Origin of the sequence: Streptosporangium sp. NPDC000563 (assembly GCF_040299985.1) — a bacterium.
Classification (GTDB): Bacteria; Actinomycetota; Actinomycetes; order Streptosporangiales; family Streptosporangiaceae; genus Streptosporangium.
In genome coordinates, this window is record NZ_JBEPDA010000025.1 from 67,270 (window position 1) to 85,189 (window position 17,920).

A 17,920-nucleotide genomic window follows, 5' to 3' on the forward strand; every position below is an offset into this window, starting at 1 on the left:
GTCACTCCTCGTTGTTTCCGGTTTGCGGATGTCCCGTGATCGCTTCGCCCGCCAAGGGCCGTGGACGTCCCAGGGCCGCATCGCCCGCCAGAGGCCGTGGACGTCCCGGACCCGTATCGCCCGCCACGGGAGGTGGAGGTCCCGTGAACGCGCCACCGACGAGTTCGCGCCAGAACAGGTCGCCGCCCGACGTGGCGCCGACGAGCCTGCCGGTCGTGCCGGTCAGCGTGGCCAGCCCGGGTGTGGTGCCCAAAAACGCCCACTCGTCATCCCGTGTCCTGACCCGCAGTTCCCCGTCGGGAGTCAGCCCGATCAGCCGTCCCCCCACGTGGGCGAGCGCGGCGAGCCTCGGCCCTTCGCCCGCACGGGTCCACGGCCGCGACCGACCCGCGGCGAGCGGGCGCTGCCACAGTTCGCCTCCGGCACCGGCGGCGAACATGGTCTGGTCGACGGGGGCGATCCCGACCGCCTCCGGCGGGGCGTCGTACAGGTCCTGCCACGAAGCCCGCTCGGTCACCGGCTCGCGGACGACGACGCGCCCTTCGGAGTGCAGGCCGTACAACAGGACGGGTGAGCCCGGTGTCGCCTCTCTCGGCGCGGTCAGCGCCACCAGACCGGGCGCGGGCTCGATCCGCCGCCATCTCAGGTTCTGGGTGCGGTACGGCCTCACCCAGAGGTCACCGTCGGTGCGGACGGCGAAGAGACGGTGCTCGCAGGCGGCGAGCGCGAGCGCGGCGGCCCCGTGCCCCATCGGCTCCCACCAGCCGGGATCACCGGCGAGCCTGGCGAGCACGTTGCGGGTGACGCGGTCGAGCACCGGGTCGTCGAGGGCGTCGCCCCAGCCGATCGTGGCCGCGTTGAAGACGGTGCCCGCCCCACGGCGCATGATGCCCATGGTGGCGTGGCCGCCCTGGCCCAGGTGCCGCCAGTGGCGCAGGTCGGCGGTGGCCAGGATGGCGAAGTCGGCGGGAGTGCCGTCGGCGCCGGTCGCGAGCGGGACGCCGTCGACCTCGACGTACTCGGCGGCGTCGGTCTCGTACCCGACCGCGCCCCTGCCGAAGGTGTCGCCGTCGCGCAGTCCCGTGCCCTCGAACACCCAGTGCTCGGCGAAGCGCACCGTGTACGACTCGGACTTCATCGCGTCCATGTCCTCCCAGCAGCCCGCGCCGCGCCGGAAGCTCACGCCGGTCAGGCTGTTCTCCGGCCGGCCCACGGGCGAACCCGACCACTCCACGGTGACCAGGCTCGGATCGGTCGCGGCCATCGGGTCGAGCAGGGCGTCGCGGTGGCACACCATGGTGCGGCCTTCGTCCTCCAGCCGGATCTGCCACCAGCACGTGTTGCCGGCGAAGAAGGCGATGTTGCCTCCGGAGGCCACGAAGGACTCCGCGGCGTCGCGCATCTCCCGGGTCCAGTACTCGTCGTGCCCGGGGATCACGAGCAGGCGGCGGCCGCGCAGCAGCGTGTCCGGATCCTCGTGCAGGTCCAGGTTGGAGCAGTAGTCGGCCCGGACGTCGTTACGGCTCAGCCACCGGTAGAAGTTGTCCTCCCAGTTGCCCGCGGGTCCGCCGCCCGGCCGGTCGAAGGTGACCCGGCCGGCTCGCTCAGGGCTCTCCGTGGGATACAGGCCCTCTCCCGGGACTCCGGCCCTGTTGTACGCCTGCCAGGTGAGGAAGGGCACCGACACCAGGACCGCCCCGGTGGGTCCAGGTTCGCGGGCCAGGACGACGAAGTAGGTCTCGTCGTCCCCGCTCTCGTCGCTCCCGCCGGCCCGGGCCTCGCCTTCCCGGGTCCCGTCGTCCTCCTCGCCGAGGGTGAACCGCACGGCGTAGAGGGAGCTGGGCCAGCTCTCGGGGACCCGCAGGGTCCACCAGGGCCCGGAGGCGTCCAGCTCGGCCCTGACCTCGCCGGTCACGGCGTCACGAACCCGGGCACGGCAGCCGGCCGCGCCGTGCCCGCCGCCTGCCGCCGTCTCGCCGGCGGCGACACCGCCGGGCATCGGGTCCTCGGTCGTCGGATCGTCGGGCAGGAGACGAAAGCGCAGCGATCCGCCCTGCGGCACCGAGGTGCGCGCCGCGTAGGCGCGAACGGCCAAGGTCATGCCCTGGGACCTCGCAGGTCGCCGTATCCGCCGGCGACGCTCCAGCTCAGCGGGGCGATGTGGGCGTTGAACGGCACCCCGTCCAGGGTCATCTCCGGACGCGGGTGGGCCAGGTGCAGCAACGGGTCGTCGAACCGGGTGAACCCTCCCGCCAGGCTCAGCCGCGCCACGACGTCGTCGTCCTCGCCGCCCCAGCCCTGGTATCGCTCGTCGAACCCGCCGATCGCGTCGAAGGTCGTCCTTCTCGCCCAGAGGCAGGCGCCCGGCGGTTCCTTCAGCACCAGTGCGCGTACGGCGTCGAGCGGCACGCCGGCCTCGCCGTGCTCGCAGCGCCGGCGGACGGCGGCGGCGGAGGACTCGGGATCGAGGCAGAACATGCGACGGTAGGGCAGGAAGGCCGAGAGTTCGGGCTCGCTCGCCATGCGGTCCAGGTTCCGGCTCAGGAACCGGCGGTCGGCCAGGATGTCGGTGTCCAGCACGCAGATCAGCTCGGGCTCGCCGGGGGTGTCGCGAACCCCGACGTTGACCGCCCAGGACTTGTTGAAGTGCCCGTCGTGTCGCGCGAACACGTAGTGGTCCACCAGTGGTTCGACGGTGTCACGCCAGGTGGGCGCCGAGTCGGACTCGACCACGGTGACGCTCACCCGGGCGTCGTGACCGTCCTGGTCGCGCAGGGCGGCCAGGCAGGCCAGCAGGTTGCGGGTACGGGCGCCGCCGACGCGGTCCCTGAAGGGGATGACGACCACCGTCCGCACCCCCGACGCCCCCGGTGTCCCCAGCGTTCTCGGCCGTGACCAGGCGGAGGCGTCGGCCACCGACACCTCGGCGGCGGAGCGGTCGGCCGACACGCCGTTGTGGTAGTCAACCAGCACGCGCGCGTCGGCCGCGACGACCAGCTCCCCGAGGCGCGCACGGTCGGCGGGTGAGCGGTCCAGCAGGGGAAGGAGCGCGTTCACCAGCGCGGTCTCCAGCTCGCCGTCCCCGGGGCGGGCGGCGAAGCGGCGCAGGTCCTCCGCCGCGGGCTCTCCGGCCACGAAGTGGGCGAGAGCGGCGGCCACCGCCTTGTAGTGCGGGCCGCTGATCTCCCACCAGTCGGCGGCGACCATGGGAACCGACGGGTCGTTGGCGAGGAAGGCATAGGCGGCCAGCCTGGACCCGAGTGTCCGGGTGTCCGGGAAGGAACCTGGCATTTGGGGTGACGCTATTGGGGTTTCTGTCATGCCGTTTCCCTCCACCTGCACGAACTCCCTCCGGCCGCGCGAATGTCGGACCCCGACGTACCGTACCGTGTCCGAAAATGCCCTACAAGAGGTCTTGACCCATTTTGAAGCGTCATTTAGGATCCCCATTTGGGAGCGCTCCCATAGTCCGAATGTCACGATCCCGACCCTAAATCGACCTACTTCAACACGTATCCGAACGACGTTGCCAGCGCGCCGAATTTGGCACAAGGACCGGGTTGATCAAATCCTTCCTGGTCGATTGGGGATGAAATGTCGAACGAGAGTTACCGGGCGGCGAGACCCACCAATGGAGAGGGCCTGGCGGAGGTCGAACTCGACCAGGCACACGCTCCCGACAAGGTCATGGCCCACGAGGATCTGCTGAGGAAGTTCGTCAACGGGGAGAGCTTCCGGCCCGTCCATATGCGCATCGGCATCATGGGTGCCTGTAATATGCGCTGCAATTTCTGCAACTTCCACTCGCCGAACGAGGAGAATTTCTACGATCTGTTCTCCTTCAAGGACGCAATTCCCACCGACAAGAGCGTCAGGCTCATGCGGGAGTTCGCCGAGTCCGGCGGCCGGGCCGTCACATTCTGCGGCAGCGGTGAATGCACCATTCACAAGGGCTATACGGAGATCTGTGATTCCGGGCACGCGGCCGGGCTGCGCATCGGTCTCATCACCAATGGCTCCCGCCTGCACAGGGACGACATCGCCGACTGCGTGGTGAACACCCACACCTGGGTGCGCATCGGCCTCAACGCCGGCACCGAGGCCACCTTCAACGAGATCACCCGGGACCGCGAGCAGACGTTCAAGTCCTTCCTCGGCTCCGTCCGCAGGTTGCGCGACAACGCCGTCGACCCCGAGTTCCGCATCGGGTTCAACTTCGTGATCACCATGCAGAACTACCGGGAGATCACGCAGGCCGCCCTGATAGCGCGCGACTCCGGAGCCCACTACGTACGGTTCGAGCCGGAGTTCTACAGTTCGATGGGCCACGAGACGATCGAGCAGGTCATGGCGGAGGTCTCCGCCTCGCTCGACGAGGTCTCCGCGCTGTCGTCGGAGGAGTTCGAGGTCTCCGTGCCCAAGCTCGACCGGGGACCGATGGACCAGGTGGAGTCCGTCGAGGGCGACTTCGACCACTGCCACTACAGCCGCTTCGTCACGGCCGTCGGAGCGGACGGCCATCTCTACCCCTGCCCCCAGGTCCACCTGAACAGCCGCTACCGCATCGGCAACGTGCTCCAGGACGGCTACCTGAACGTCCTGGAGGGCGGCCCCAGAGCCGAGTGGGAGTCGAGCAACCCGCTCAGGACCGACCTGTGCAAATCCTGTTTCTACCGGCCGCAGAACGAGCTGCTCGAATGGCTGCGCAAGGGGCGGATCAAGCTGGACGACGCACTGAACACCTACCGCGTCGAGGTTCCGCACACGCTCCACGCCGACTTCGTCTGAGATCCGGGGTTCGCGTTGACGTCGATCGACCGGTTCCACCATCTCGGCCGTTCTCCGGTCGATTCCACCCCCGGCTCCCCCACGTCCGACCCCGCCCTCGCCGCCGCACGCAACGGCCAGGTGCGCAGGGCGGTGGCCCGGCTGGCCGCCACCCGGCAGGTGCCCCTTCGGGTGCGCTCCACCCGCAGGCAGGAGGGCGGGGAGCCGCGGGTGGACCACTACCTCTTCGAGCACGAGGACCGCCGGGAGCTGCGCGCGGTCATGCTGGCCCCGCCGGGCCCGGGGCCGTGGCCGGCCGTGCTGGTCTGCCCGGGGCGCAACGCGACCCTGGAACGGGTCACCGGGCTCCTGCCTCCCGACCATCCCGGGCGCGACGTCGCCGCGCACCTGACCCGGGCCGGTTTCCTCACCCTCACCCTCGACCACGGTCTCGACCGCTGGGCGGAGCCCGCCACGCTGGGCGGGCGCGATCCCGGCGACGTGCTGGACGGCACGCTGCGGCTGCGCGGCGGGAGCCTCCTCGGGGCGATGGCGGAGGACGCGGGAGCCGCGCTCGACTGGCTCGGCGCGCATCCGGACGTGGCGCCCGGGCGGGTCGGCCTGTTCGGGCACAGCATGGGCGCGGCCGTGGCGCTGCACGCCGCGCTGCTGCGCGAGGAGCCGCTCCCGCTGTGCGCCGCCAGCCACCTGGGCACGTACGAGACGATGATCGGCCGGTCGCTGGCCTGGAACCAGTACGTCGCCCTGCCGTCCATCCTGCGCCACGCCGACCTCCCCGACCTGTACGCGGCGCTCGCCCCCGCTCCGCTGCAGGTCCAGTACGGCACGGCCGACGGACGCCTCGATCCCGGCGACGCCAAGACCGCCGGCGAACGGATCGTGAGCGCCCATTCCTCGGCCGAGATCCTGCCGCTGCCCATGGGCCACGGCACCGGCCTGCCCGAGGCGGCGGACTTCTTCACCCGGTCCCTGGCCGAGCCCGCCACCGCCGCGCCGGACGTGCCCGCGGCCAAGATCGGGTTCGATGTCCGGGCCCGCCTGGACATCCTGGACCTCGTCGACGACGCCCTCGCCTCCGGGTCCCTCACGCTCGGAACGCGCGGCACCCGGCTGGAGGCGCTCGCGACCGGGGAGATCGGGCGTGGCACGGCGGCGGTGAGCTCGGGCTCCTCCGCCCTGGAGATCGCGCTACGAATCGTCGGGGTCGAGGGGCGCACCGTCCTGGTCCCGGCCAACACCTTCTTCGCGACCGCGGCGAGTGCCGTCCGCGCCGGCGCCCGGGTCGACTTCGTCGACATGGAGCCTGACGGTCTCGGCATGGACCCCGAAGGGCTGCGCGCCGCCCTCGCCGCCCACGAGGACGTGGCCGCGGTCGTGCCCGTGCACATCGCCGGGGTCGTCCCCGACTCGCTGGCCGAGGTGCTGGCCGAGTGCGACAGGCAGGGGATCGCCGTCGTCGAGGACGCCGCCCACGCCCTCGGCTCCTCGCTGCACGGACGCCGGGCGGGCACCTTCGGCCGGTTGGCCGCCTTCTCCCTGTACCCCACCAAGATCATCACCAGTGGCGAGGGCGGCCTGCTCAGCGCGGACGAGAGCGACCTGAGGCGCGTCATGCACCTGCGCGACCACGGCAAGCGCTCCTTCGAGGAGAACCTCCACGACGATCTCGGCAGCAACTGGCGGATGAGCGAACTGCACGCGGCGGTGGGCCTCACCCATCTGGCCCGGCTGGCCGAGGTGCTGGCCGAGCGTACCGAGCTGGCCGCCCGGTACGACGACGGCCTGGCCGGCGTGCCCTCACTGAAGCGCCCCGCCGTACCCGCGGGGTGCGCGACGAACCACTACAAGTATCTCGCCCTGCTGCCCGAGGGCGTCGACCGCGCGGCGCTCAAGCGGCACCTCCGCGCCGAGGGGGTACGGCTCGCGGGCGAGGTGTACGACGTCCCGCTCCATCGCCAGCCCTACTTCGCCCGGCGCTTCGCGAACCGGTCCTTCCCGAACGCCGAGGCGTTCACCTCCCGGCACATCTGTCTGCCGCTCTTTCCCGGCATGACGCGAGCCCAGCAGGAGCGGGTCGTCCACGCGCTGCGGGACGCGCTGTCGTGACCGGCGAGGCGGTCCTGCCGTTGCTGCGCGCGGGACGGTGGTACCGGTCGATGGACACCGTGCCCGTCCCCGGAGGGCCGTCGCTCTCCCTCGCCCCGGAGATCCTCGTCCGCGACGACGCCGCGCGCCTGCGGGCGCGTCGTGCCGCGACGACCGTTCCCCCCTTCGCCCGGCGCATGGAGATGCTCCGCGAGGCCGTCGCGCTGTTCGGGCACGGCCGCGTACCCGTCGAGTCCCTCGGCGTCCAGGACGCCGGGGGGTTCGACGAGGCGATGCGCGCCACGGCGGGGCTCCCCTCCGTTCTCGTGCGCCGCTGGTCGGCGATGCTCGGCGAGCGGCTGGAGGAGCTCGCGGCGGACGTGCGCGAGACCGGCGGGCTCACCCTGGTCTCCCTGCCCGCCAACACCTTCACCTGCCTGGAGGGAGTGCTCGAGGCGGCGCTGTCGGGCGCGGCGGTCTGGGTCCGCCCCAGCAGGCGCGAGCCGCTGTCGTCGGCCCGCCTGATCGGTGCCCTGCTGAGCGTGGGCTGGCCGCCGGAGACACTGGGCTACTACCCGAGCGCGCCCCGGGTCCTGCCCGCGCTGATCCGGGCGACCGACAGACAGGTCGTCTACGGCGGCGACGGCCTGGCCGCGGAACCGGCGATGGACACGCCGTCCCTCGATCTGCGCGGCCCCGGGCGGGCCTGCGTGATCGTGGGCGCGCGGGAGCCGGTGGATCCCACCGAGCTCGCCTTCCGGATCGCGCGGGACGCGGGCCGATTCTGCACCTGCGTGTCCACGGTGGTCTGCCTGCGGACGGCCGGGGAAGATGCCGTCGAGCGCGGCCGCGCGGTCGCGGCGGTGCTCGACGGCATCTCCCTCGACCCGCCCGACCCGCGCCTGCCGCAGGCGTCGTGGCCCGAGGCCGACGCCGCGCGCATGGCCGCGTTCGTCTCCGACCGGCTCGCCCCCGGCGGGCGCGTCCTCACCCGGCGGCCGCTCCTGGTCAGGTCGGGCGGGACGACGTTCCTCGCGCCCACCCTCGTCCACGTCGACGACGTCGGCCATCCACTCGTCGGCTGCGAGCTGCCCTTCCCCTTCGCCGTCGTCGTCTCCGCGGACGAGGCGGGAGCGCGTGACGTCGCCGCCGGGTCCCGCTTCGTACACCCGGCCTGCTTCGCGGCCGTTCCCCAAGGAGTGTCGTCCTGAACCCGAGCAGTCATCACCTCACGGTCGGCTCCCTGCTGGACGCCATGCGAGAACAGATCCCCGCCATGCGCGAGTCCCTCGACGAGTGGACGGCGCGCATGATGAGCTGGCACTTCAGCGAGGAGACCGGCTCACCGTTCTGGCTGGCGCGCAGGAGCCGCCTGCCCTTCGACCCGATCCGCGACGTCACCGACTACGCCTCCCTGCGCCTGTTCGGCCTGTTCGACAAGACCGACCTGCGGGGGGTGAGCGCGCGCGACCTCGTGCCCAAGGGCTTCGCGGGGCGGCCGTTCCGCGTCGTGGAGACCGGCGGGACGTCCGGGCCGCCGTACCGGGTCGTCGATGTGACCCGCGCCGTCTACGACGTGAAGATGTACCGCGTCATGCTGGAGGCCCGCGGCCTGCTCGGCGGCGACATCCTGGCCATGACGCCCAGCGGCCCGCACGCCTACGGGCATTTCGTCAAGCTGCTCGGCGACAGCTGGGGGGCGGCGGTCTTCTCCGTGGACTTCGACCCGCGCTGGGTGAAACACCGGCTTCGCGCCTCCAACGACGGCGACGGCGCCGACGCCTACGTCGAGCACCTCGTCGCGCAGACGGCGGACCTCCTGCGGGACGAGCGGGTCAGCCTGCTCTTCACGACCGCCAAACTGCTCCTGTCGCTCGCCCCCGCACTGGACAAGCCCCTCGCCGAGTACGGCGTCCGCGCGGTGTGCACCGGCGGCACCTCCTGCTCCCCCGAGGAGGCGCGCTATCTGCGCGAGGAGTATCTGGACGGGGTCCAGTGGATCGACACCTACGGCAACACCCTCGTCGGGCACGCCCTCCAGGGGGACGCCCCCTCCCCCGAAGAGCCGCACAGCTACCATCTGCCGCCGCCCTTCGCGGTCATGCACGTCGTCCGGCCCGACGACGTCTGGCGGGAGGCCGCCACCGGTGAACGGGGCCGGATCAGGGCGGTGACCCTCCTGGAGGATCTCTTCCTGCCCAACCTGCTGGAGCGGGACAGCGCCGTCTCCGCCCCGCCGCATCCCTGGTTTCCGTGGCCGGGGGTGGCGCGAGTGGGGCCCTACGAGGCGGAGGACGCCGACCAGATCACCGAGGGGGTCTACTGATGCCAGGAGACAGGCGGGCCGTCTCCTCCAACGGCGTGCCCATCCCGTTCACCGACGAGTTGTTCGCCCCGCTCGCCGACAGCAGCGCGCTGCTCGGCGATCCCGAGGCGCTCAGGCGGCGGTTCCACGACGACGGCCTGTTGCTGCTGCGGGGGTTCCTCGACCGCGAGGCGGTCCTCTCCCTGCGGGCGGCGTACCTGTCGGCGTTTCCCGAAGGTCTGCTCAAGCCGGGGACCACCCCCGAGGAGGGCGTCTTCTCCGGCCGTCCGCCGGAGGGGCTGCCCTCCCACGGGGTGAGGGACCACCCCGCCTACGACTTCGTGCGTACCGAGCGGTTCGCCTCCTTCGCCCGGCAACCGGCCCTGACGAAGCTCGCCTCGACCCTGCTCGATGGCCCCGTCCGGCTGCTGCCCCGGGGCATCCTGCGCCACTTCTACGCGGGCTCGCTGCGGGCCTCCCGCGCCCACACCGATCACGCGTACATGTCCCAGGGCAGCGACCGCGTCCTGACGATGTGGATACCGGTCGGCGACTGCCCGATGGAGACCGGGGGCCTGGTCTACCTGGAGGGCTCGCACCGGGAGTCCGCGGAGCGGTTCGACCCGGCGCGGCTTCGAACCGATCGGGCCCACGACTCCCGGCCGATCAGCCACGACCTCCAGACGACGGCCCGCGTCGTCGACCGGCGATGGCTGTGGAGCGACTACGAGGCGGGCGACCTGACCGTGCACAACCCGTACGTGGTGCACGCCTCCCTCGACACCGTGACCGACGTCATGCGTGTCTCGGCCGACGTGCGGTTCATCCGCGAGGAGGACGAAGTGGACCCCAGGTGGATGAAGGAGTGGGCCGGCGATGACGGCGCCTGAGAACATGACCGAACCCGCCTCCGGAGGACGGCCTCCCAACGAGCCGCCCGGGGTGGACTCTCCCGCCGGTGAGCCGCCGGGGACGCCTCCCGAAGCGGTGATGTCGCGGGCCGCGGGCCTGACCCGCCTCGCCGCGATGTCGGCGTTCCTGATCGTGGGGATCTCCTACGCCAGCTTCCTGATCAGGGTCCCCTCGCTGAAGGTGGAGCACGACCTCTCCGCCGGGCAGCTCGGTCTCCTGCTCGTCGTCCCCTCCGTCTCGGCCCTGGTCGCCATGCAGCTCGCCGGTGGCCTGGTGGCCCGGTACGGCAGCGCGCCGATCGCCCGGGTGACCGGGGTGGCGCTGCCGCTCTCCCTGGTCGGCCTCGCGCTGGCCTCCGATCCGATCCAGCTCGCCGTCGCACTGGTGATCTTCGGTCTGATCGACGGGCTTCTCGACGTCTCCATGAACGCCCACGCCATCGCGGTCGAGCGCGCTCACAAACGGTCCGTCATGAACCGCTGCCACGCCGCGTGGAGCATCGGCGCGATGATCGCCTCCGTGCTGGGCGGCCTCGCCATCCAGGCCGGCCTCACCCCCATGTCGCACTTCCTGTGGCTGGGTGTGGCCGTGGCGCTGTTCTCGCTGGTCACCGGGCTGTGGATGCTGCCGGCCTCGGCCGACCGGCACGCGAGCCGGGAGGGTGAGAAGAAGGTCCGGGTGAAGTGGCGGGACGGGTGGACCCCGCGGGTGCTGATGTTCGGCGCGATGGGCGCCGTCATCCTGATCCTGGAGGGCGCGGTCGGTAACTGGAGCGGTGTCTTCCTCCTGGAGGATCGCGGCGCCACCCTCGCCGTCGCCTCGCTGGGATACACGTTCTTCAACCTGTGCCAGACCGCGGGCCGCCTCGTCGGTGACCGCCTCCACGAGCGGTACGGCGCGCCCGCCCTGGTCAGGGTGAGCGGCGGCATCGCCCTCTGCGGCCTGCTGATGGTCGTGCTCAGCCCGGGGATCGTCGTCGCGATCGCGGGTTTCGCGGTGGTGGGGATCGGTCTCTCGGTCCTGCTCCCCCTCATCTTCAGCGCAGTGGGGCACGGCGGCGCGGAGGGCCTCGGGGCGGCCGCGGCACTGGCCAGGTTCACCACGCTGACCTACTCGGGACTGCTGCTGGGCCCCGTCCTGGTCGGCTGGTTCGCCGAGTTCGTGGGCCTGGCCGCGACCTTCGCCGGGTTGCTCGTCCTGCTGGCGCTGGTGGTGCTCAACGCCAGGTCCACCGGCACGGCGGATCGCAGGGAGACCCCGCAGGAGGCGTAGCAGGCAACGAGACGGGCTCCAGACGAGAGGGCTCAGACGAGGGAGCGGACGGAGCGGACCGAGCGCGGCGGTTGCCAGCCGGCGGAGTCGACGGCCTCGGGCGACAGGATGTGGTCCAGGACCATGTGGGCGCAGCCGATGATCCCGGCGCTCGGGCCGAGCCGGCTGCGCTCTATCCGCAGGTTGCGGGTGGCCAGCGCCGTCGAGCGGCGGTAGATGACCTCGCGGACCCCCGAGACCATCGGCTGGAAGGTCTCCGCGACGTCTCCGCCGAGAACGACCACCGAGGGGTTGAGCAGGTTGACCGCGCTGGCGACGACCTCGCCGAGCATCCGGGCGGCGTCGCGGACCACGGTCATGGTCTCCGCGTCCCCTGCCCTGACCAGGCTCACCACGTCGGCGAGACTCGTGACCTCGTGCCCCCTGGCCCGGAGCTGACGCAGGATCGCGGTGCCGCTGGCGACGGAGTCGACGCAGTCGATGTTGCCGCAGCGGCACAGGACGCCCCCGCCGTCGCGGACCGGGATGTGCCCGATCTCCCCCGCGGCGCCCAGCGCCCCCCGCAGGATCTCGCCCCCGGCGATCACCCCGGAGCCGATCCTGGTGGAGACCTTGATGAACAGCAGGTCGTCGGCCTCGCCCGCGTAGACCTCGCGGTGCTCACCGATCGCGATGACGTTCACGTCGTTGTCGAGGAAGACGGGGGCGGGGAAGCTCTCGGCGATGATCGGCGGGATGGCCACACCGGTCCAGCTGGCCATGATCCGGGCGCTCTCGGTGCGACCGGCCGCGAACTCCACCGTGGCGGGGACCCCCAGGCCGACGCCGCGGACCAGGGAGACGGGGCGGTCGCCGAGCAGCTCGCTCCAGCTCCGCATGACCAGCGGCAGGACGACGTCCGGCCCCTCCTCCACGTCCACCGAGAGGGCGGTGTCGGCCAGCACCTTGCCCGCGAGGTCGCAGACGGCGACCTGTGCGCGGCTCGCGCCGAGAGATCCGACCAGGACGACCCCGCCTGAGGCGTTGAAGACCAGGCGGGTGGGCGGGCGGCCTCCGGTGGAGGGGCCCTCACTGTCCTCCACGACGAGGCGCCGCTCCAGCAGCTCGGTGACGCGCAGGGACACGGCGGGTCTGGACAGGCCGGTGACACGCCCTATGTCCGCTCGGGTGGCGGCCTCGCCCGAGCGGATGAGGTGCAACACCTCACCGCTGGTGGCCAGCGCGGCAGCGGGACGTCGAGGCATCCGCCAAGTGAATCACACCCACTTAGGAAATGAAAACTTCCTACTTTCTCATCTCAAATTACAAAACTCCGCTTGTGTAGAGCGCAAGATCTAGCTAGTGTCCGATCTATCCCCAAATTCGATAGATCATCACGGAGAGTTCCCCCGATGTCCGAGACCCCGCAACCCGCCGACCTCATCGTCTTCGGCGGCACCGGCGACCTCTCCATGCGGAAACTCCTCCCGGCGCTCTACCACTCCGACCGGGACGGACGTCTCGCCCCCGAGACCCGCGTGATCGCGATGTCCCGCGGCGGGCTCGACGACGCCGACTTCCGCGGCAAGGTGGACGCCGCGATGCGCGGCTCGGTGCCGCAGGACGACCTCGACACCTGGCGGCGCTTCCTCGGCCGCCTGCACCACGTCACCATCGACATCAGCGGCCAGGACCCCACGGGGTGGACGAGACTCGCCCAGACGCTCGACGGGCACGAGCGCCGCGACCGGGTGTTCTACCTGGCCAGCCCGCCCATGACATTCGGCCCGTTCTGCCGCGAGGCACACCGCGCCGGCCTGGTCACCCCCGCCTCGCGGGTGGTGCTGGAGAAGCCGCTCGGACGCGACCTGCGCAGCGCGATGCGGATCAACGACGAGGTCGGCGCCATCTTCGACGAGCGGCAGATCTACCGCATCGACCACTACCTGGGCAAGGAGACGGTCCAGAACCTCCTCGTGCTCCGGTTCGCCAACGCGTTCCTGGAGCCGATCTGGAACTCCCTGTGGATCGACCACGTCCAGATCACCGTCGCCGAGACCGTCGGCACCCCCGGCCGTCGCGGCTACTACGACCACGCAGGCGCGCTGCGCGACATGGTGCAGAACCACCTGCTCCAGTTGCTCTGCCTGGTGGCGATGGAGCCGCCGTCGCGCAACGACCGCGAGTCGATCCGCGACGAGAAGGTCAAGGTCCTCCAGGCGCTGCGGGCCATCACCGGCGGCGAGGTGGACCGTTTCACCGTGCGCGGCCAGTACACGGCGGGCGAGTCCGGCGGCGTCCCGGTGCCCGGCTACCTCGACGAGCCCGACAAGACCGCGCCCACCGACGACTCCCGCCGGGTGGAGACCTTCGCCGCGATCCGCGCCGAGGTGAGGAACTGGCGCTGGGCAGGGGTGCCGTTCTACCTGCGTACGGGCAAGCGCATGCCGCAGCGCTACTCGGAGATCGTGGTGCAGTTCAAGGACGTGCCCCACTCGATCTTCCCTGACAGCACGCCGAACCGGCTCGTGCTGCGGCTGCAGCCGAGCGAGGGCATCCAGCTGAACATCATGGCCAAGGAGCCCGGCGCGGGCGAGGTGGCGCTCAAGCCCGTCCCGCTGAGCCTCAGTTTCGCCGAGACCTTCACCGGCCGGGTGCCCGAGGCCTACGAGCGGCTGCTCATGGACGTCCTCGCCGGCAACCCGACCCTGTTCATGCGGCGCGACGAGGTCGAGGCCGCCTGGCGGTGGATCGACCCGATCCTCGACGAGTGGGAGTCGCGGGGAACCCCGCCCGAGCCGTATCCGGCGGGCAGCGCGGGACCCGCCGCGGCCCACGAGCTCGTCGGCCGCAGCGGCCGCGTCTGGCACGAGGAGGGGGCGGAGTGAGCACGCGAGCCGACCGCCCTGCCCGAAGCGACCATCCCGGCAACGATGACGCCGACCACGATCGAGGAGTCCGGATGCACCCCGTGATCCAGGAGGTGACCGACCGTCTGGTCGAGCGCAGCCGCCCCAGCCGCACCGCCTACCTGAACCGGCTTCACGCCGAGGCCGAGGCGGCCCGCCTGCGCGGCCCCGCCAGGGCGAGCCTGGGCTGCGCGAACCTCGCGCACGGCTTCGCCGCCGTGGGCGAGAGCGACAAGCGGGACCTGCGCGCAGGCGTCAAGCCCGGCGTGGCGATCGTGTCGAGCTACAACGACATGCTGTCGGCGCACCAGCCGTACGAGACCTACCCGGCGATCCTCAAGGCCGCCGTCAGGAAGGCCGGCGGCGTCGCGCAGTTCGCCGGGGGCGTGCCCGCGATGTGCGACGGCGTCACGCAGGGCCGGGCGGGTATGGAGCTCTCGCTCTACAGCCGCGAGGTCATCGCGATGGCCACCGCGATCGCGCTCTCGCACGACATGTTCGACGCCTCCCTCATGCTCGGCGTCTGCGACAAGATCGTTCCCGGCCTGCTGATCGGGGCGCTGCACTTCGGCCACCTGCCCGCGGTGTTCGTCCCCGCCGGTCCGATGACCTCCGGCCTGCCCAACAAGGTCAAGGCCCGCACCCGGCAGCTGTTCGCCGAGGGCAAGGTCGGCAAGGGCGAGCTGCTGGACGCCGAGGCGAAGTCGTACCACTCCCCCGGCACCTGCACCTTCTACGGCACCGCCAACTCCAACCAGGTCATGATCGAGGTCATGGGCCTGCACCTGCCGGGCTCGACGTTCGTCAACCCGCGCACCGAGCTGCGCGAGGCCCTGACGAAGGCCGCGGGCAGGCGGGCGGTCGAGCTGACCGCGCACGGCTCCGAGTACACCCCCGTCGGCGAGGTCGTCGACGAGAAGGCGATCGTCAACGCCTGCGTGGCACTGCTCGCGACCGGCGGCTCGACCAACCACACCATGCACATCGTCGCCATCGCCGCGGCGGCCGGCATCGAGCTCCTGTGGGACGACCTGGCCGCGCTGTCGAAGGCGGTGCCGCTGCTGACCCGCATGTACCCCAACGGCCACGCGGACGTGAACCACTTCCAGGCCGCGGGCGGCATGCAGGTGCTCATCGGCGACCTGCTGGACGCCGGGCTGCTCCACCGCGACGTGCTCACGATCGCCGGGCGAGGGCTGGACCACTACCGCTCGGCCGCCGAACTCAAGGAGGGCGAGCTGGTCTGGCAGGAGCGCACCGAGGGCAGCACCGACCTCGACGTGCTGCGCCCGGTCTCCGAGGCGTTCTCCGCCGACGGCGGCATCCACATGCTCGACGGCAACCTGGGCCGCGCGGTCAGCAAGGTCTCCGCCGTCAAGGACGAGCACCTCGTCATCGAGGCCCCGGCCAAGGTCTTCGACGACCAGCTTCAGCTGCTGCGCGCCTTCGACGCGGGCGAGCTGGACGGGCAGGACTTCGTGGCGGTCATCCGCTACCAGGGGCCGAGCGCGAACGGCATGCCGGAGCTGCACAAGCTCACCCCGCCGATGGCGGTGCTGCTGGACAGGGGGCAGCGGGTGGCGATCGTCACCGACGGCCGCATGTCCGGCGCGTCCGGCAAGGTCCCCGCGGCCATCCACCTGTCGCCGGAGGCCGCCGACGGAGGCCCCATCGCACTGGTGCGCGACGGTGACCCCATCCGCCTCGACGCCGCCGCGGGCACCCTGGAGCTGCTGGTCGGCGCCGAGGAACTGGCGGCCAGGCCCCTTCAGGGCGCGCCGCTCACCGACGCCCAGTGGGTCGGCACCGGCCGCGAGCTGTTCGGCGCCTTCCGCCGCGCGGCGGGCCCCGCGGAACGCGGCGCGGGCGTCTTCGCGCTGAACGGCCACGCCGAGGCCGTCGCGAACGGCACCCGCCCGGCGACCGCCCAGAGCGGGATCCGGGCGTGAGCGCGCACATCGTCTCCTTCACACGGTCCGCGAAGGAGATCTCGTGAGCCTTCCCTGGCTCGTCGCCGACATCGGCGGCACCAACGCCCGGTTCGGGCTGGTCACCGAGCCCGGTGGACAGCCCGAGGCGGTGGCCGTGCTCGCGGGCGCGGAACACGATGGCCTTCCCGAAGCCGTAGCCGCCTATATCGCAGATCATGCGGGCGGAGTTCAGCCGGGAGCCGCGTGCGTCGCGATCGCGGGGCCCGTGGAGGGCGACCGCTATCGGCTTACCAACTCCGGGTGGACCGGGTCGGTACGCGACCTGGGCATCCCGAACGCCTGGCTGCTCAACGACTTCGAGGCGCTGGCCGCGTCCCTGCCGTACCTGCGGGGCGACGACCTGGTCTCCCTGGGCGGTCCCGAGCCCTCGCACGGCGTCAAGGTCGTGCTCGGGCCGGGGACGGGTCTCGGCGTGGGCGGTCTGGTGCCCGCGGCCGAGGGATGGGTGCCGATCCCCGGGGAGGGCGGGCACGTCACGGCGCCCGTCCTCGACAGGCGGGACCACGAGATCGTCCGGGCACTGCGCGGAGACGGCCTGGAGCACGTGGTGGCCGAGCACCTGCTGTCCGGGCCGGGGCTGTCACGTCTGCACCGGGCCCTCGCGCTCGTCCGCGGAACGGACGCGCCGGCACTGTCCGCCTCCGACATCGTGGCCCGGATGGACGACTCGCTGTGCGCGGAGACCGTCGAGGTCTTCTGCGCCATGCTCGGCACCTTCGCCGGGAACGTCGCCCTCACCCTCGGCGCGCGGGGCGGCGTCTACCTGGGCGGCGGCGTGCTGCCACGTATCGTGGACCGGGTCCGCTCCAGCGACTTCCGCCGTCGCTTCGAGGCCACCCCGACCCTGAACGACTACCTTTCCGACATCGCCACGGTGCTGATCGTGGCCCCTCAGCCCGCCCTCACCGGCGCGGCGGCCTGGCTGAGCCGGCGCCTGTCCAACCTGGAGTTCGCATGAGTCTGCTCGACATCGCCCCGGTCGTCCCGGTCGTCGTGATCGACGATCCGGAGACCGCGGTCCCCCTGGCCCGAGCCCTGGTCGCGGGCGGCCTGCCGGTCATCGAGGTGACCCTCCGCACCACCGCCGCCCTGGACTCCATCACGCGCATCGCCGCCGAGGTCCCGGAGGCGGTGATCGGCGCCGGCACCATCCGCACCCCGGCCGACGTGGCGGCCTCCGTCGCGGCCGGTGCCAGGTTCCTGGTCAGCCCGGGAACCACCCCGGGGCTGGTCGACGCCATGGAGGTGAGCGGGGTGCCGTTCCTGCCCGGTGTGGCGACCGCCTCCGAGGTCATGGCGCTCGCCGACCGCGGGGTGACCGAGATGAAGTTCTTCCCCGCCGAGGCCGCCGGCGGCCTGCCGTACCTGAAGGCACTCGGCGGCCCGTTGCCGCAGGTCACGTTCTGCCCGACGGGTGGCATCAAGCTCGCGACGGCCCCCGACTATCTCGCGTTGCCGAACGTCGGGTGCGTGGGCGGCACCTGGCTCACCCCGGCCGACGCGCTCGCCGACGGCGACTACTCGCGCATCGAGAAACTGGCCGCCGAGGCGGCCGCCCTCCGCTGACTCCCCCGTCCCCACGACTCCTCCCGGGTGCCGGCCCTGGAGAAGCGGACTGAACCGCGCACGGACCCCACGCGTATCTCGCGGCGAAAGGCACTCCCTCACAGAGGAGCCAT

At 71.8% G+C, this 17,920-nt stretch carries 13 protein-coding genes; 10 read left to right on the top strand and 3 right to left on the bottom strand.

Annotated features, from left to right (window positions below; genetic code table 11):
• Position 1: 1 nt before the first annotated feature.
• Together ABT352_RS34725 and ABT352_RS34730 are read right to left on the bottom strand one after the other, a co-directional pair.
• Complete coding sequence (locus ABT352_RS34725; RefSeq protein WP_350949253.1) at positions 2–2,101, bottom strand: N,N-dimethylformamidase beta subunit family domain-containing protein; 2,100 nt, start codon at positions 2,099–2,101, stop codon at positions 2–4.
• A complete protein-coding gene (locus tag ABT352_RS34730; protein ID WP_350949254.1) occupies positions 2,098–3,291 on the bottom strand; it encodes a galactosyltransferase-related protein in 1,194 nt (397 codons plus the stop codon). Before ABT352_RS34730 ends, ABT352_RS34725 begins: the two co-directional genes overlap by 4 nt.
• Before the next feature lie 303 nt (positions 3,292–3,594).
• Here ABT352_RS34730 and ABT352_RS34735 point away from each other — a divergent pair, with 303 nt between their 5' ends.
• Genes ABT352_RS34735 through ABT352_RS34760 form a run of 6 tightly spaced genes read left to right on the top strand, consistent with a single transcriptional unit; the run spans position 3,595 to position 11,362 of the window.
• Positions 3,595–4,788, top strand: coding sequence for a radical SAM protein (locus tag ABT352_RS34735; RefSeq protein ID WP_350949255.1), 1,194 nt, complete (start codon positions 3,595–3,597; stop codon positions 4,786–4,788).
• 15 nt (positions 4,789–4,803) lie between these two features.
• Positions 4,804–6,894 (top strand): DegT/DnrJ/EryC1/StrS family aminotransferase, encoded by a 2,091-nt coding sequence (locus ABT352_RS34740; RefSeq protein WP_350949256.1) that lies wholly within the window; start codon positions 4,804–4,806, stop codon positions 6,892–6,894.
• Positions 6,891–8,084, top strand: coding sequence for a hypothetical protein (locus ABT352_RS34745; RefSeq protein WP_350949257.1), 1,194 nt, complete (start codon positions 6,891–6,893; stop codon positions 8,082–8,084). Before ABT352_RS34740 ends, ABT352_RS34745 begins: the two co-directional genes overlap by 4 nt.
• A 44-nt stretch (positions 8,085–8,128) precedes the next feature.
• Positions 8,129–9,199 (top strand): class I adenylate-forming enzyme family protein, encoded by a 1,071-nt coding sequence (locus ABT352_RS34750; protein ID WP_350949258.1) that lies wholly within the window; start codon positions 8,129–8,131, stop codon positions 9,197–9,199.
• The gene (locus tag ABT352_RS34755) at positions 9,199–10,068 is read left to right on the top strand and encodes a phytanoyl-CoA dioxygenase family protein (RefSeq protein ID WP_350949259.1); all 870 of its coding nucleotides are present in this window, start codon (positions 9,199–9,201) and stop codon (positions 10,066–10,068) included. Before ABT352_RS34750 ends, ABT352_RS34755 begins: the two co-directional genes overlap by 1 nt.
• Entirely contained in the window at positions 10,055–11,362 is a 1,308-nt protein-coding gene (locus ABT352_RS34760; RefSeq protein WP_350949260.1) for an MFS transporter, read from the top strand. Before ABT352_RS34755 ends, ABT352_RS34760 begins: the two co-directional genes overlap by 14 nt.
• A gap of 32 nt (positions 11,363–11,394) precedes the next feature.
• Here ABT352_RS34760 and ABT352_RS34765 read toward each other — a convergent pair whose 3' ends face one another.
• A complete protein-coding gene (locus tag ABT352_RS34765) occupies positions 11,395–12,606 on the bottom strand; it encodes an ROK family transcriptional regulator (protein WP_350949261.1) in 1,212 nt (403 codons plus the stop codon).
• 147 nt (positions 12,607–12,753) lie between these two features.
• On the opposite strand from ABT352_RS34765, the gene zwf reads away from it, so the two are divergent.
• The 4 genes from zwf to eda all read left to right on the top strand — a co-directional run bounded on the left by zwf (position 12,754) and on the right by eda (position 17,807).
• On the top strand, positions 12,754–14,229 hold the full coding sequence (zwf, locus tag ABT352_RS34770; protein WP_350949262.1) for a glucose-6-phosphate dehydrogenase: 1,476 nt from the start codon (positions 12,754–12,756) through the stop codon (positions 14,227–14,229).
• A 74-nt stretch (positions 14,230–14,303) separates the two neighbouring features.
• Positions 14,304–16,199, top strand: a complete 1,896-nt coding sequence (edd, locus tag ABT352_RS34775; RefSeq protein WP_350949263.1) for a phosphogluconate dehydratase — start codon at positions 14,304–14,306, stop codon at positions 16,197–16,199.
• 43 nt (positions 16,200–16,242) lie between these two features.
• Positions 16,243–17,199, top strand: coding sequence for a glucokinase (locus ABT352_RS34780; RefSeq protein WP_350949264.1), 957 nt, complete (start codon positions 16,243–16,245; stop codon positions 17,197–17,199).
• Positions 17,196–17,807, top strand: coding sequence for a bifunctional 4-hydroxy-2-oxoglutarate aldolase/2-dehydro-3-deoxy-phosphogluconate aldolase (eda, locus tag ABT352_RS34785; protein WP_350949265.1), 612 nt, complete (start codon positions 17,196–17,198; stop codon positions 17,805–17,807). Before ABT352_RS34780 ends, eda begins: the two co-directional genes overlap by 4 nt.
• Positions 17,808–17,920 lie beyond the last annotated feature (113 nt).